The 14,783-nt window shown below is 64.6% G+C and carries 17 protein-coding genes; 6 read left to right on the top strand and 11 right to left on the bottom strand.

Features of this window, described 5'->3' with window-relative positions; translation table 11 throughout:
* Nucleotides 1–1,029, top strand: a complete 1,029-nt coding sequence (gene pdxA, locus ACED18_RS00740; RefSeq protein WP_377288053.1) for a 4-hydroxythreonine-4-phosphate dehydrogenase PdxA — start codon at nucleotides 1–3, stop codon at nucleotides 1,027–1,029.
* Nucleotides 1,029–1,862: a 16S rRNA (adenine(1518)-N(6)/adenine(1519)-N(6))-dimethyltransferase RsmA gene (gene rsmA / locus ACED18_RS00735; RefSeq protein WP_377288051.1), complete on the top strand. Its 834-nt coding sequence runs from the start codon at nucleotides 1,029–1,031 to the stop codon at nucleotides 1,860–1,862. The genes pdxA and rsmA overlap by 1 nt, the downstream gene beginning before the upstream one ends.
* A 45-nt stretch (nucleotides 1,863–1,907) precedes the next feature.
* On the opposite strand, the gene ACED18_RS00730 is transcribed toward rsmA, so the two are convergent.
* From ACED18_RS00730 to fabD, 11 genes are all read right to left on the bottom strand, one after another.
* Nucleotides 1,908–2,579 (bottom strand): nucleotidyl transferase AbiEii/AbiGii toxin family protein, encoded by a 672-nt coding sequence (locus tag ACED18_RS00730; protein ID WP_377288049.1) that lies wholly within the window; start codon nucleotides 2,577–2,579, stop codon nucleotides 1,908–1,910.
* A 1-nt stretch (nucleotide 2,580) separates the two neighbouring features.
* Nucleotides 2,581–2,850 (bottom strand): hypothetical protein, encoded by a 270-nt coding sequence (locus ACED18_RS00725; protein ID WP_377288047.1) that lies wholly within the window; start codon nucleotides 2,848–2,850, stop codon nucleotides 2,581–2,583.
* A gap of 97 nt (nucleotides 2,851–2,947) precedes the next feature.
* Complete coding sequence (locus ACED18_RS00720; RefSeq protein ID WP_377288045.1) at nucleotides 2,948–3,220, bottom strand: Txe/YoeB family addiction module toxin; 273 nt, start codon at nucleotides 3,218–3,220, stop codon at nucleotides 2,948–2,950.
* A 1-nt stretch (nucleotide 3,221) separates the two neighbouring features.
* A complete protein-coding gene (locus ACED18_RS00715; protein ID WP_377288043.1) occupies nucleotides 3,222–3,473 on the bottom strand; it encodes a type II toxin-antitoxin system Phd/YefM family antitoxin in 252 nt (83 codons plus the stop codon).
* A gap of 84 nt (nucleotides 3,474–3,557) precedes the next feature.
* Nucleotides 3,558–4,235, bottom strand: a complete 678-nt coding sequence (gene gmk / locus ACED18_RS00710) for a guanylate kinase (protein WP_377288041.1) — start codon at nucleotides 4,233–4,235, stop codon at nucleotides 3,558–3,560.
* Nucleotides 4,236–4,238: 3 nt separating this feature from the next.
* Nucleotides 4,239–5,141 carry a YicC/YloC family endoribonuclease gene (locus tag ACED18_RS00705; protein ID WP_377288039.1) on the bottom strand — a complete coding sequence of 301 codons (903 nt, stop codon included), beginning with the start codon at nucleotides 5,139–5,141 and terminating at the stop codon, nucleotides 4,239–4,241.
* Nucleotides 5,142–5,524: 383 nt separating this feature from the next.
* Entirely contained in the window at nucleotides 5,525–6,724 is a 1,200-nt protein-coding gene (mltG, locus tag ACED18_RS00700; RefSeq protein WP_377288037.1) for an endolytic transglycosylase MltG, read from the bottom strand.
* Between the two features lie 264 nt (nucleotides 6,725–6,988).
* Entirely contained in the window at nucleotides 6,989–8,248 is a 1,260-nt protein-coding gene (gene fabF, locus ACED18_RS00695) for a beta-ketoacyl-ACP synthase II (RefSeq protein WP_377288035.1), read from the bottom strand.
* Nucleotides 8,249–8,525: 277 nt separating this feature from the next.
* On the bottom strand, nucleotides 8,526–8,762 hold the full coding sequence (locus ACED18_RS00690) for an acyl carrier protein (protein ID WP_062468856.1): 237 nt from the start codon (nucleotides 8,760–8,762) through the stop codon (nucleotides 8,526–8,528).
* 360 nt (nucleotides 8,763–9,122) lie between these two features.
* Nucleotides 9,123–9,860 (bottom strand): 3-oxoacyl-[acyl-carrier-protein] reductase, encoded by a 738-nt coding sequence (gene fabG / locus ACED18_RS00685; RefSeq protein ID WP_377290959.1) that lies wholly within the window; start codon nucleotides 9,858–9,860, stop codon nucleotides 9,123–9,125.
* Between the two features lie 59 nt (nucleotides 9,861–9,919).
* Entirely contained in the window at nucleotides 9,920–10,858 is a 939-nt protein-coding gene (fabD, locus tag ACED18_RS00680) for an ACP S-malonyltransferase (RefSeq protein ID WP_377288032.1), read from the bottom strand.
* 292 nt (nucleotides 10,859–11,150) lie between these two features.
* Between fabD and ACED18_RS00675 the strand changes: the two genes are divergently transcribed.
* The 4 genes from ACED18_RS00675 to ACED18_RS00660 all read left to right on the top strand — a co-directional run bounded on the left by ACED18_RS00675 (nucleotide 11,151) and on the right by ACED18_RS00660 (nucleotide 14,782).
* Nucleotides 11,151–12,194 (top strand): aldo/keto reductase, encoded by a 1,044-nt coding sequence (locus tag ACED18_RS00675; RefSeq protein WP_377288030.1) that lies wholly within the window; start codon nucleotides 11,151–11,153, stop codon nucleotides 12,192–12,194.
* Between the two features lie 478 nt (nucleotides 12,195–12,672).
* A complete protein-coding gene (gene rpsF, locus ACED18_RS00670; RefSeq protein WP_149736614.1) occupies nucleotides 12,673–13,128 on the top strand; it encodes a 30S ribosomal protein S6 in 456 nt (151 codons plus the stop codon).
* A 24-nt stretch (nucleotides 13,129–13,152) separates the two neighbouring features.
* Nucleotides 13,153–13,401, top strand: coding sequence for a 30S ribosomal protein S18 (gene rpsR / locus ACED18_RS00665; RefSeq protein ID WP_149736613.1), 249 nt, complete (start codon nucleotides 13,153–13,155; stop codon nucleotides 13,399–13,401).
* A gap of 391 nt (nucleotides 13,402–13,792) precedes the next feature.
* Nucleotides 13,793–14,782, top strand: coding sequence for a DUF2232 domain-containing protein (locus ACED18_RS00660; protein ID WP_377288027.1), 990 nt, complete (start codon nucleotides 13,793–13,795; stop codon nucleotides 14,780–14,782).
* Nucleotide 14,783: the final 1 nt, after the last annotated feature.

The raw sequence follows: 14,783 nt of genomic DNA, 5'->3' as shown, positions 1-14,783 counted from the left end.
ATGGCCGGAGCGGCGAAACGGGCGCTGGCGCTCTCGATGGGCGATCCCGCCGGCATCGGCCCCGACGTGGCGCTGGCCTGCTATGCCGCCCGAAAGGACTGGGGCACGCCGCCCTTCCTCTTCATCGGCGATCCCGACGTGCTCCTTTCGCGGGCTGCTGCGCTCCACCTCTCCTTTCCGATCCGCGCCGCAGACGCCGAAAGCGCCTGCGATCTCTTCGACGAGGCGCTGCCGGTGCTGCCGGTTGCCTGCGCCGCACCGGTCGTGGCAGGGGCGCCCGACAGCGCAAATGCGGGCGCGGTGATCGAGGCGATCGAGACGGCCGTGGCGCTGACGCGGGCCGGCCGCACCTCGGCCGTCGTCACCTGCCCGATCGCCAAATCCGTGCTCTACGATGCCGGCTTCGCTTTTCCGGGTCATACGGAATTCCTGGCCGACATTGCCGCACGCGACGGCAAGGGGCCCTATCTCCCCGTCATGCTGCTCTCCGGGCCGAAGCTCAATGCCGTGCCCGTGACGATCCATATTCCGCTGAAGGACGTGCCGGCGGCACTCACTGAAGCACTCGTCTACGACACCGCCGTCATCACGGCCCGCGACCTTCGTGACCGCTTCGCCATCCCCTCCCCGCGGCTGGCGCTGGCAGGCCTCAATCCGCATGCCGGCGAAGGCGGCGCGCTGGGGCTTGAGGACGACGCGATCATCCGGCCCGTGGTCGAGCGCCTGGTGGCCGAGGGCATCCGCGCCGTCGGACCGCTGCCGGCCGACACCCTGTTCCACGACCGCGCGCGCGAGACCTACGACGTGGCGATCTGCATGTATCACGACCAGGCCCTCATCCCGGCCAAGGCGCTCGGCTTCGATGACAGCGTGAATGCGACGCTCGGCCTGCCCTTCATCCGCACCTCCCCCGACCACGGCACGGCCTTTCCGATCGCCGGCAAGGGCATTGCGCGGGCCGACAGCCTGCTGGCCGCCCTGAAGCTCGCCGACAGGCTGGCGGCCTCCTCCAGCGGAGCGGCACGCTGATGGCCGCGCTTGACGGACTGCCGCCGCTGCGCGACGTGATCCAGCGCCATGGGCTGGATGCGAAGAAGGCGCTCGGCCAGAATTTTCTGCTCGATCTCAACCTCACCCAGAAGATCGCCCGCACGGCCGGGCCTCTGGAAGGGGCCACCGTCATCGAGGTCGGCCCCGGCCCCGGCGGGCTGACGCGCGCCATCCTGGCGCTCGGCGCCAAACGCGTCATCGCGATTGAGCGCGACCCCCGCGCGCTTCCAGCACTGGCCGAAATTTCCGACCACTATCCGGGCCGGCTGACGGCGATCGAGGGCGATGCGCTGAAGACGGATTTCGAAGCGCTCGCCAAAGACGCCGACGGGCCGGTGCACATCATCGCGAACCTGCCCTACAATGTCGGCACGCAGCTCCTCGTCAACTGGCTGCTGCCGGCCTCCTGGCCGCCCTTCTATGCCTCGATGACGCTGATGTTTCAGCGCGAAGTGGGCTTGCGCATCGTCGCCGGCCCCGACGACGACCACTATGGCCGCCTCGGCGTGCTCGCGGGCTGGCGCACGGATGCGCGCATGGCCTTCGACGTGCCGCCGCAAGCCTTCACTCCCCCGCCGAAGGTAACCTCCACCGTCGTCCACTTGACGCCGATCGCCAACCCCATCCCCTGCGATCCCGCCAAACTCGAAAAAGTCACCGCCGCCGCCTTCGGCCAGCGCCGCAAAATGCTGCGCCAGAGCGTCAAATCCATTGGCGGCGAAGCGCTTCTGGCGCGGGCGGAGATCGATCCGCAGCGGCGGGCGGAGACGTTGTCGGTGGAGGAGTTTTGCCGGTTGGCGGGGTGTTTGTGAGGGGGTGGTTTCGCTTGAAATGGCGATGCTCGATCGCGGTCGAGGCTATCGTCTACCTGCGATCACAGCAGACATGAGGTCGATCGTTTCTGCCTGGGCTTTTTCCGGCACAGAGGTGAAGGGTTCGCGGATCAGGAGGTGGCGCATCACCGTTTTGGCGAGCAGATCGTCCATTCCTTTGGCGACCTTAAGGGCAACCGCGCAACGGTCGGCGAACGGGCGTAGGGCGTCCTCAAGATAAGCACGTCCCATGACCTCCATCACACAGGCAATGTCGAACATGTCCCGCGGCTGAAGAGAAGCGCCACGATAGAACACTTTCTTCGCTACGATTTCTGCAGGGGTGTCCAACAGGCAGAGTTGGCCGGCGATGTCACGTGAGCGTGTGGGCGCATCCGTGAGAGGCGGTGCACAAATGAAATCGATCTCACCGACATTTGAGAACACGACTTTCAGCACACGAAGACCATCCGTCTGACAGGCATTCGGCGGCTTTGGCAAACGGAACCCCTGTGTCTCAGGATTGAGATATGGCAGGAGTTGGGGATCATCGAGAAAAAGATCAATGTCGAAACTTTCACGGTGCCCGATCTGGAGCATCAGCGACGTTCCGCCGCCGAAGGTCCAACTTCCGTGGATCGGAACCCGCGCACTTGCCTGTTCGAGGATCGAAATCGCGTACTGAAACAATTCGCCCCAATTGCTGGTCTGCATCATCTCAGGACGCTTTGGCCAGCGGGAGATCGTAGCCCGCTAGAGCGGAAAACCGTGTCGCAAGTTCCACAGCACGGTCCTGATCGACTGCCGCCTCCATCAGAAAAGCACGCTGGTCCGCCACCGCCACTTCGGAAAAGAATGCGAAGGCCCATGGGTCCCGCGCATCCACACAGGTGGGATCTGCAAGCTTCGCCGCCAGATCAGAACAGGACAACGTCGATCCGAAGGACGCATTCACCACGGATAAAACAGCAATCGACAGAGCAGACATCGGCGGCCTCCGTGAGCATTTAGATGGAAGATATAACCCTCTCACCTGCCCTGAACAACATTGGTCTACCAGAGAGCTTTTGAGTGGTACGTGGCGCTCACCGCTCATAATGAAACCGGCACTGGACGATCTGCACCTGCCGGGCATCGTCCTTGCCGGTGATGCGGTAGACGAGGCGGTGTTCGGCGAGGATGCGGCGGGACCAGAAGCCGGTGAGGTCGCCTTTCAGCGGATCGGGCTTGCCGAGACCGGTGAAAGGGTTGCGCTTGGTATCGCGGATCAGCTCGTTGAGCTTTTCCAGCATTTTTGGGTCGGTTTTCTGCCAGTAGAGATACTCTTCCCAGGCGTGGGCGGTGAAGAGCAGCTTCATCTCAGAGGTCGGGATCAGTCACGATCACATCGCCATCGGCGAGCTGCGCCAGGCTTTCGCGCAGACGAGAGGCGTTGGCGGGTGTGGAGAGAAGATGCAGCGTCTCGCGCATGCTCTCATATTCGCCCTCGGCCAGAACCACGACGGCCTCGGTGCCCTGCCGCGTGACGAGCAGGGGGGCACGGGACGAGAGAACGTCGTCCACGTGGCTTGCAAGGTTCTGGCGGAACTCTGTCAGGCTGACATTGCCCATGGGCTTCCCCTCTTTCTGTACGTTAATATGTACAGAAATCGGCGAGCGGTCAAGTTTCCAGCCGCTTGCCGTGATGCTTGCCCCTCACTTCAACACCGGTTCCTCATCCAAGAGCTTCCGCACGAAGTCGAACATGCCGTGGCGGCGGTCGCGGCGCAGGCGTTCGGCTTTCACGATGGACTGGATGGCGTCGAAGGCGGCGGTGAGGTCGTCGTTGATGATGACGTAGTCATATTCGCCCCAGTGGGCGATTTCGGAGCGGGAGTTGGCGAGGCGCGTGCGGATCACCTCTTCGGTGTCCTCGGCGCGGCGGTGCAGGCGCGATTGCAGCTCCGTCATGGTGGGCGGCAGGACGAAGATGGAGACGACATCGGCGGCCATCTTGTCCTGCAATTGCTGGGCGCCCTGCCAGTCGATGTCGAAGAGCATGTCGCGGCCTTCGGACATGGCGATTTCCACCGGCTCGCGCGGGGTGCCGTAGAAATTGCCGTGCACTTCGGCCCATTCCAGCAGCGCATCGCTGTCGCGCAGGCGTTCGAATTGCGGTTTGGTGACGAAGTCGTAGTGCACGCCCTCGATCTCGCTCGGGCGGCGCGGGCGCGTGGTGACGCTGACGGAGAGGCCGATGCCCTTGTCCGTTTCCAGAAGCGTGCGGGCAATGGTGGACTTGCCGGCGCCGGACGGCGAGGAAATCACCAGCATGAGGCCACGGCGGGCGATCGGGATGGTCTTTGCCGGGGTCGTGGCGGTGGCGGCGTTCATGGTCTACTCCAGATTCTGAACCTGTTCGCGGAACTGGTCGATAACGACCTTCAACTCGATCCCGGCGGCGGTGACCGCGGCGGAATTCGACTTCGAACAGATGGTATTCGATTCCCGGTTAAATTCCTGTGCCAGGAAATCCAGCTTGCGCCCCACGGGACCGCCGGCGGCGAGAAGATCGCGGGCAGCCGTCACATGCGATGTCAGACGGTCGATTTCCTCGCGCAGGTCCGCCTTGGTGGCGATGAGGGCGACTTCCTGGTGCAGGCGGTCGGCATCGACGCTGACGCCGGTGCCAAGGACTGCGGCGAGCTGGCCGGCAAGACGCTCGGCAATCGCCGCCGGCGAGCGCGACGGGTCGGCCTCGATCTGGCGGGCGAGCGTCTCGATGCGGGCGATCTGGCCGAGCAGGACGTTCACGAGGGCTGCCCCCTCCCGCTCGCGCATGGCAACGAGATCGGCGAGCGCGCCGGAGAGGCCGGCGAGGATATCGGCATCGCGGGCGGCGCGGTCGGCTTCCGTCTCTGACTGCTCGCGGAAATCGACGATGCCGCGCAGCGTCAGCAGCGTATCGAAGCGCAGCGGCGCGGGATCGACGCGGTCGCCGAGGCGTTCCTTCAGGGCGAGAACGGCGGCGAGTGCATCTTCGTTGATCACGGCCTCTACCGCCGCCTCGCCCGAGGCGAGCGTGAGGCCGAGCTGGAGATTGCCGCGCGTCAGGGCCGCACCTGCTAGACGCCGGGCCTCCGCCTCCAGATGATCGAGGCCGGGCGGCAGGCGCAGGCGCAGATCAAGCCCCTTGCCGTTGACGGAGCGTAGCTCCCACACCCAGCGCGCCCGGCCGCTGGTGCCTTCGCGCCGCGCGAAGCCGGTCATGGACTGGACGGTGGATATGGAAGGGGACATGGCATTCTCCCGGATGCGCGGGGCCGGCGGCGGGATCGGCCGCAGCCGGCAACTGATCCTCTCTACAGGTGAAATCGCCGGTGTGACAGGCGGTCAGGCGACGAGCTCGTGGGTCATCCACATATTGGAGGTGTCAGGATGACGACAGGCCGGCTGTGGCGGGGTTGGCAAAGGCCGCCCCCCTTTCCGCCGTCAGGCTCGGCCTCGAGCCCGAGCATCCATAGGACGATCACCGCGCCCTCGACGCGGATCCTCGGCCCGGTGGCCGAGAATGACGTTGCGCGGGGGTGATCGCCTGCCTTCAATCCACCTTGCGTCTCTCGAACGGCGGTCTGCCTCTGACCGCCAACACGTGTTCTCCGGGCTCGTTCTTAACGCGCGTTCTACTGGCTTTGCCCATCGGTCGTTGCCGGCGCGGTGCCATCGGCCGCGGCCTTGGCGGCCTCTGCCGCGCGTTCGGCCTCGATCTTGCGCCAGCGGCGGACATTGGCGTTGTGTTCGTCGAGCGAGGTTGCGAAGACGTGGCCGCCGGTGCCGTCGGCGACGAAGTAGAGTTCTTCGGTACGCGAGGGATTGGCGACGGCTTCCAGCGCCGCACGGCCGGGATTGGCGATCGGCGTCGGCGGCAGGCCCTTGATGATGTAGGTGTTGTAGGGCGTCTGCTTGTCGAGGTCGGATTTCAGGATCGGGCGGTCGGCCGGCTTTCCGTCGCCGCCGAAGATGCCGTAGATGACCGTCGGGTCGGACTGGATGCGCATGCCCTTTTCCAGCCGGTTGATGAAGACGGAGGCGACGCGGGAGCGCTCGTCGGCGCGGCCGGTTTCCTTCTCGACGATGGAGGCCAGCGTCACGAATTCCTCGACCGTCTGGACCGGCAGGTCGCTGTCGCGGCGCGACCAGATCTGCGCGACCAGCGCGGTCTGGGCGTTCTTCATCTGCTCGACGATCTCGGCGCGCTTGGTGCCACGGGAGAACTTGTAAGTGTCGGGACGAAGGCTGCCTTCGGCCGGCAGTTCCCGCGGGAGTTCACCCTCGAGGATTGGATCGTCCTGAAGGCGCTTGAACATCTGCTTGACCGTCAGGCCTTCCGGCAGGGAAACGGAATAGAGGATGGACTTGCCGGATTTCAGGAGCTGCATCACGTCCTGCATGGAGGAGCGTGCCTTGATCTCGTATTCGCCGGCCTTCAGCGTCTCATTGTCGAGATAGGCTTCGGAGACGAAGCGGAAGACGCGCCCGTCGGTGATGATGCCGGCGCGCTCGAGGCCGCTGGCGATCTCGCTCATGCCCGCCCCGTTGCGGACGATGAAATTGCTGTTGGCGGCCAGCGGGCCGGGCGCCTCATAGGTGTGAAGCGCGTAATAGACAGAACCGGCAACAATCAGCGCGCCAAAAACGATCACGCTCATCACGAAGTTCAGGAAGATGACGATCTGCGAGCGCGCCTTGCGCGAGCGGCGCCTGGGCTCCGGAACCTTTTCAGGGCGAAGGGCCTCGTTGGCCGACTTCGGTATGATGAGGCCCTTGCTCGTGCTTTCCTGGCGGGCGGCCGGCTGCTGGCTCTGGTCGTTGAAATCGCTCACGCTTGTCCTGATCCCGAGATTCTCATTCCCAATCGGCCAGCAAGACGAACCTCAGAAATGCTCGCCGGTCTCGTTGGCACGCGCTCGTCCCGTGGACGGCAACGCGACGCACCGTTCAGTCCCAGTCCGGTCGACCACGCCGATGCATCGACATGGCAGACCGCTGCCGCTCCGGTTCAGCAGAGCATTGCGGCAAAAATTCATCGGTCCCGGATGTTCTCCCCGACACCGATGATAACCGGACTTATCCTGTCCGTCTAATGGTTACGCGTACCGCTTCAGGACCAGCGACGCATTGGTGCCGCCGAAGCCGAAGGAGTTGGAGAGCGCGACGTTGATCTCGCGCTTGCGCGCTGTGTGCGGCACGAGGTCGATCTTCGTCTCCACATCCGGCGTATCGAGGTTCAGCGTCGGCGGGGCGACGTTGTCGCGGATCGCAAGTGCGGAGAAGATCGCCTCGACAGCGCCGGCGGCACCGAGCAGGTGGCCGATGGCGGACTTGGTGGACGACATCGAGATCTTCGACGCGGACTCGCCCACCAGACGTTCGACGGCGCCAAGCTCGATCGTGTCGGCCATGGTCGAAGTGCCGTGGGCGTTGATGTAGTCGATGTCAGAGGGCTGCAGGCCGGCGCGCTTCAGCGCCATCTTCATGCAGCGGTACGCGCCGTCGCCATCTTCCGAGGGCGCGGTGATATGGAAAGCGTCGCCCGACAGGCCGTAACCCACAACTTCCGCGATGATCTTCGCGCCGCGTGCCAGCGCGTGCTCCAGCTCCTCCAGCACGACGATGCCGGCGCCCTCGCCCATGACGAAGCCGTCGCGGTCGCGGTCATAGGGGCGCGAGGCGATCTGCGGATTGTCGTTGTGCTGGGTGGAGAGCGCCTTGCAGGCGGCAAAGCCGGCCAGCGAAATGCGGCAGATGGGCGATTCCGTACCGCCGGCGACCATCACGTCGGCATCACCGAGCGCGATCAGACGGGCCGCGTCGCCGATGGCGTGCGCGCCGGTCGAGCAGGCGGTGACGACGGAGTGGTTCGGGCCGCGCAGCTTGTGGCGGATCGAGACATGGCCGGAAGCGAGGTTGATGAGGCGGCCGGGAATGAAGAAGGGCGACAGGCGCCGCGGACCCTTGTCGCGCAGCGTGTAACCGCCTTCGACGATGCCATCGAGGCCGCCGATGCCGGAGCCGATCAGCACGCCGGTGGCGCACTGGTCGTCGTCCGTCTGCGGGTGCCAGTCGGCGTCGTTGAGCGCCATTTCGGCGGCAGCCACGGCGTAGACGATGTAGGGATCGACCTTGCGCTGTTCCTTCGGCTCCATCCACTGATCGACATTGTAGGTGCCGTCGGAGCCATCACCGACCGGGATGCGGCAGGCGATCTTGGCGGGCAGATCATCGACCTCGAATTCGGTCACGCGGCGCGCCCCGTTGCCGCCGGCCAGCAGACGCTGCCAGCTGACTTCGGTTCCGCAGCCCAAGGGCGATACCATGCCCGTACCCGTGATGACGACCCGTCTCATCGTTTCCGTTCCACCCCTGCCCTTTGAGGGAGGGCCGCACACTGATCCCGCGCGCCCGCCCCTGCTTCCGTCACGAACCGGCGCCTGATACGCGATCCATGACCGGAGCTAAGATTTCCGATGGCCGGGAACAAGCACCCGAAACGGGACAACCCGGCCTTTGCTAAAAAAATTCCGGCGTTCGGTTTCCTGAGCGCCGGAATCTGAAATGTGCCGATGAACCGGCCTCACGCCGATTGGAGCGACCGCGCCATGGGGCACACGGTCGCGACGTCGATCAGGCCTGGGCCTTTTCGATGAACTTCACGGCGTCGCCGACCGTGAGGATCGAATCAGCGGCATCATCCGGAATCTCGACGCCGAATTCTTCTTCGAACGCCATGACGAGTTCGACCGTGTCGAGCGAGTCGGCACCGAGGTCGTCGATGAAGCTGGCGCCTTCGGTGACCTTTTCGGCATCGACGCCAAGATGATCGATAACAATTTTCTTCACGCGTTCTGCGATGTCGCTCATGTCGGTTTCCTCGACCTTTGTTACACGACGATGCCTTGCGGGCACCGACATTTCCAATCGTTAAGCCGGATGGACCAGAGCGGTCCCGCCAGCGATACGTTCGACCGGGCCATGCAATCGGGCGCGGCAGGCCTGGGTGGCGCTATGCCGTCCCGATGCGCGGTTTTTCCCGATCGACTGCGCACAGTCATGGCCCGATTAACACGGTTTAGTTTCGCCGCAAAGGGCGAAAATGCCCCGCAAAGCCTTGCTCAACATGGAAAGGCAAGGCTTTGCAACCTGTTCCAGCCCACCCTCTTATACCCGGGCGCCCATCGGCATGATGACAGCGGAGGTGATTCCCGGCGGGCGGAGAGGCGATCAGATCATCGCCATGCCGCCATTGACGTGGATGGTCTGGCCGGTGACGTAGGACGCTTCGTTGGAGGCGAGATAGGCGACGGCGCTTGCCACTTCCTGGCCCGTTCCCATGCGCTTGGCCGGGATCGCGCCCATGATCGCTTCCTTCTGCTTGTCGTTGAGCTTGCCGGTCATGGCGCTCTCGATGAAGCCGGGGGCGACGCAGTTGACGGTGACGTTGCGGGTGGCGATCTCCTGGGCGAGCGACTTGGAAAAGCCGATCATGCCGGCCTTGGAGGCACAGTAGTTCGCCTGGCCCGGATTGCCGGTGACGCCGACGACGGAGGTGATGTTGATGATGCGGCCGAAGCGGCGGCGCATCATCGGATGCGTCAGTTCCCGCGTCAGGCGGAAGACGGCGGTCAGGTTGACTTCCAGCACGGCATCCCAGTCCGCATCGCTCATGCGCACGAACAGGCCGTCCTTGGTGATGCCGGCATTGTTGACGAGGATATCGACGCCGCCAAGCTCGGCTTCCGCCTTCTCGCCGAGCGCCTTGACTTCATCGCGGTCCGAGAGGTTTGCTGGGAAGAGATGGACGCGCTCGCCGAGCTCGGACGCCAGCGCCTCCAGCTTTTCGACACGGGTGCCGTGCAGGCCGACGGTCGCTCCCTGAGCATGAAGAATGCGGGCGATTTCCTCGCCGATGCCGCCGGATGCGCCGGTGACGAGAGCCTTGCGGCCGGAGAGATCAAACAGCATGGGGGTCGTCCCTTCCAGTATTGTGGACTTGTTATGGAGAAGATGCCGCGGCCGCCTTATTGAGCAGCCAGCAGCGCCTCGATATCGGCGGGCGTGTTGACCGCGACGCCGGTGACGGACTTGTCGATGCGGCGGGCGAGGCCCGTCAGCACCTTGCCGGCGCCGACTTCATAAAGCGTCGTCACGCCGTTGGCGCCAAACCATTCGACCGTCTCGCGCCAGCGCACCTGGCCGGTGACCTGTTCGACCAGGAGATCGACGATCTCGTCGGCGGAGGTGACGGGCGCTGCCCTAACGTTGGCGATGACGGGCACGACCGGGTTCTTTCGGGCAACTGTCGAGAGCGCCTCGCGCATGGCCTCTGCGGCCGGCGCCATCAGCGACGAATGGAAGGGTGCGGAGACCGGCAGCAGCAGCGCGCGCTTGGCGCCCTTTTCGCTGGCGAGACTCGCTGCCTTTTCCACGGCCGGCTTTTCGCCGGAAATCACGATCTGGCCGCCGCCATTGTCATTGGCGATCTGAACGGCGCCCTCGCCTGCCGCCGCTTCGCAGACGGCGACGACATCGGCATGTTCGAGACCGATGATCGCCGCCATGGCGCCCTTGCCGACGGGAACGGCGGCCTGCATGGCATTGCCGCGGATGCGCAGGAGCCGCGCGGTATCGGCGAGCGAGAAGGTGCCGGCGGCGCAGAGCGCGGAATATTCGCCGAGCGAATGGCCGCCGACATAGGCGACCCTGGCCTTGAGGTTAAAGCCACGGGCTTCCAGCACGCGGATAGCGGCGATGGAGACGGCCATCAGCGCCGGCTGCGCATTGGCCGTCAGCGTCAGCTTGTCTTCCGGGCCATTCCAGATGATGTCGGAGAGCTTTTCGCCGAGCGCATCATCGACTTCCTCGAACACGGCCCGCGCCTCGGGAAAGGCCTCCGCCAGATCCCGGCCCATGCCGACGGCCTGGCTGCCCTGCCCGGGAAAGGTGAATGCTACGGTCATCGGCGCTCGTCCCTTGTTTCCAGCGGCCGCCGGTCATTTCCTTCGGCCTGTTCTTGGTTTTGGTCCTCAATTCACATTTGGGCACGGCGAGTCAAGGCTTGGCACTGGCCGGGCTCCATGCAGCAGGGCCGGCTTTTCCCTTGCAAGAGCCTGCGAGGCGCTTACATTCGCACCGCCATCGCCGGCCTGGCATTCGCCCGGGCTGCTGCCTTTATCGTCCCAGCGCAGTCTACAGGGTCTCCCGTCCTGTCGATATGTGCCGTCTTCATTGTTTCGTCAGGAACCCACTCCAATGAAATACAATCCGCTTGGCCGCACCGGCATTTCCGTTTCCGAAATTTGCCTCGGCACCATGACCTGGGGCTCGCAGAACAGCGAGGCCGAGGCGCATGAACAGATGGATTTTGCCGTCTCGAAGGGCGTCAATTTCTTCGATACGGCCGAACTCTACCCCGTCACGCCGCTGTCGCCCGACACCTATGGCGATACGGAGCGGCTGATCGGCTCGTGGTTCAAGGCGCGCGGCAAGCGCGACGACATCGTGCTGGCGAGCAAGGTTGCCGGGCCGGGCCGTCCCTATATTCGCGGCGGCAGCCCGATGACGCCGGCGAGCATGGCGCAAGCGCTGGATGCGAGCCTCAAGCGGCTCGGCACCGACTATGTCGATCTCTACCAGCTGCACTGGCCCAATCGCGGGCATTATCACTTCCGTCAGGCCTGGACCTACGAGCCCTCGAAGCAGGATACGGCAAAGGTTCTCGATGATCTCGCAGTGCTCCTCGAAGCGCTCGACGGTTTCGTGAAGGCCGGCAAGGTGCGCGCGGTCGGCGTTTCCAACGATACGACCTGGGGCGTCGGCAAGATGCTGGCGATTGCGGAGACGAAGGGATTTCCGCGTGTCGCCTCGATCCAGAACGAATACAACCTTCTCTACCGCGCCTTCGACCTCGATCTTGCCGAGCTTTCGCATCACGAGGATGTGGGTCTTCTCTCCTATTCGCCGCTCGCCGCCGGCCTGCTGACGGGCAAGTATCTGGGCGGCATCATCCCGGCCGGCTCACGCGCCTCGATCAACGGCGATCTCGGCGGGCGACTCACGCCACATCAGGAGCCGGCGGTGCGGGCCTACAAGGAGATCGCCGACCGGCACGGGCTCGACTTCGCGCAGATGGCGCTCGCCTTCTGCCTGACGCGGCCCTTCATGACGGCCGTGATCATCGGCGCGACCAGCATGGCGCAGCTCAAGACCGGCATCGGCGCGGCCGACCTGACGCTGTCGAAAGAGGTGCTTTCCGAGATCGCGGCAGTGCATCGCCGCTTCCCGATGCCGATCTGAGGGAATGGGCACAGGGTCTGGATTCTCCGTTCTCCGTCATGCTCGGGCTTGACCCGAGCATCCACCCGAGCCTCGGTGCGCGTGGCGTGGATCCTCGGCTCGGAGGCCGAGGATGACCGAGGGTGGGAAGTCGGGCGAGCATCCATCACCGGCCCTCGCATCTTGCGCGCCACCCGCGCCCTGTTCCCATCTCCCGTACAACCGACGGGAAAATTCCCCGCTTGCCCTTGCTTTTCAGGCAAAGCCGCGTATAAGCGCGCCTGTTCAATGATCCGGTCTTTCGGCTGGTGGCTGAACGGAGGGCCGGTTTCCGCGAGGGAGCCTGTCAGGGTCAACAGAGACCCCGCCTCCCGTGTCTCCGCTCTCGACCGTCTCGGAACAACACTTTCTTGCCGGCCCCTCGAGGCCATTAAGAACAGTCGTTGAGGCTTGGCGCCGGACCCGGATCGACAGATGAAGCAAGAAAGGCAAGCCTCCAATGGCTCTTTATGAACACGTGTTCCTTGCCCGGCAGGATGTGTCCGCACAGCAGGTCGATGGTCTCCTTGAGCAGTACAAGGGCGTCATCGAAGCAAATGGCGGCAAGGTCGGGCGTACCGAAAACTGGGGCCTGAAGTCCCTCACCTACCGCATCAAGAAGAACCGCAAGGCGCATTACGTCCTCATGGACATCGATGCTCCGGCCGCTGCCGTCCACGAGATGGAGCGCCAGATGCGCATCTCCGAAGACGTCCTGCGCTACATGACGATCGCCGTCGAGAAGCACGAAGAAGGCGCATCCGCCATGATGCAGAAGCGCGACCGCGACGACCGTCCGGGCCGTGGCGAACGCGGTGAGCGTGGCGATCGCGGTGACCGCGGTCCGCGCGAAGGTGGTTTCAACCGTGGCGACCGCGACGACCGTCCGCGCCGCCCGCGCGAAGACCGCGCGTAATTTCCGGGACAAGGAGACAAGACAATGGCTGAAGCTTCTTCCGCACCGGCACGCCGCCCCTTCCACCGTCGCCGCAAGACCTGCCCCTTCTCGGGCGCAAACGCTCCGCGGATCGACTACAAGGACGTACGCCTCCTGCAGCGCTACATTTCCGAGCGCGGCAAGATCGTTCCTTCCCGCATCACCGCCGTTTCCCAGAAGAAGCAGCGCGAACTGGCCCAGGCCATCAAGCGCGCCCGCTTCCTCGGCCTGCTGCCCTACGTTCTCTCGTAAGGCGGTATGAGGGGCAGCCTGCCTCGTCGTCATTGTCCGCGCCCGGAGCGTGGATCCTCGGGTCAAGCCCGAGGATGACGGGAGGACAGGGATGCCCTGATGCAACGACATGAGGCGTCGGGGCTCCGCTCCCTCCTTCGTCATGGTCGGGCTTGACCCGACCATCCAGATGCCAGGCTGAGCGCTTGCGGCATGGATCCTCGGGTCGAGCCCGAGGATGACGAGACTGGGGGGAATGCTCCGATGCATGACTGCGGACGAGGCGCTGCGGCGGCTCGTCCTACCCTTCCGCGGTGGGCGCGGATCGGACACTGACAAAACCCATGTTGGAGCGAAGCGGCAGAGCCGGCGCCCCTAACTGCGCGATGCGCAGGACAGCGAAAGACGTAAGATGCGTTTCGACAACCGCACGATCCTGACCGGTGTTCTCGCCGGCGTGACCGCCGCCCTGCTTTCGCTGGGCGCGAACGGATCGTCGTCGCTCGCCATTCTTCTTTACGCAGCCTCCGCTCTTCCCATTCTGATCGCCGGCCTCGGCTGGGGCAATGCCGCCTCGATCACCGCGATCGTGACCGGCGGCGTGATTGCCGGCCTCATCGCATCTCCGTATTTCGCGCTAGTCGTTCTGATCGTGACGCTCATTCCGGCCGGCTGGATCGCGCATCTGGCCAATCTGGCGCGTCCCGCCTCCGAACTCGGCGGCCCGGCCGATGCCATGGCCTGGTATCCGCTCGCCGACGTGCTGACGCATCTGGCCGGGCTCGTTACCGCCGGCATGATCGTCATCGGCGTGATCATCGGCTATGACAGCAGCCTGTCCAGCCAGATCGTCGAAATGATGATGGCGACGCTGCAACAGCAGGATCCGACGTTCAATCCGGATGCCGCGACGGTTGCCGCCATCAAGTCGGTCTTCGCCATGGCGCTGCCGCTGGTGCAGGGCGCCATCTGGGTCATCCTGCTGTTCACGGCCTACTATCTCGCGACCCGCATCGTGCAGGCGTCCGGACGTTCCCTGCGCCCGCGCGAGGACATGCCGTCCACGCTGCGCATGCACCGCAATGCGATCTTCATCTTTCTGGCGGGCCTGATGGCCGCCTTCTTCGGCGGCACGATCGGCATTCTGGGCGCACTTGTCTGCGGCACGTTCGGCGCGGGCTTCGTGCTCGCCGGCTTTGCGGTCCTGCACTTCCGCTCCCGCGGCAAGGCCTGGCGCCTGCCGGTTCTGTGGCTTGCCTATCTGTCGGTGGTGTTCTTCTCGCTGCTGCCGGTTCTCGTCTTTCTCATCGCCGGTCTTTCGGACACGCGCCGCACCATTGCGCTGACGCCGACCGGTGGCGCATCCAATCCACCCTCTTCTGCAGACAATCAAGAAACGTAAG

The organism is Rhizobium sp. SG2393 (assembly GCF_042610495.1).
Taxonomy (GTDB): Bacteria; Pseudomonadota; Alphaproteobacteria; order Rhizobiales; family Rhizobiaceae; genus RU20A.
The sequence above is the reverse complement of the archived record's forward strand: the minus strand, read 5'-3'. Positions and strand labels throughout refer to the sequence as shown.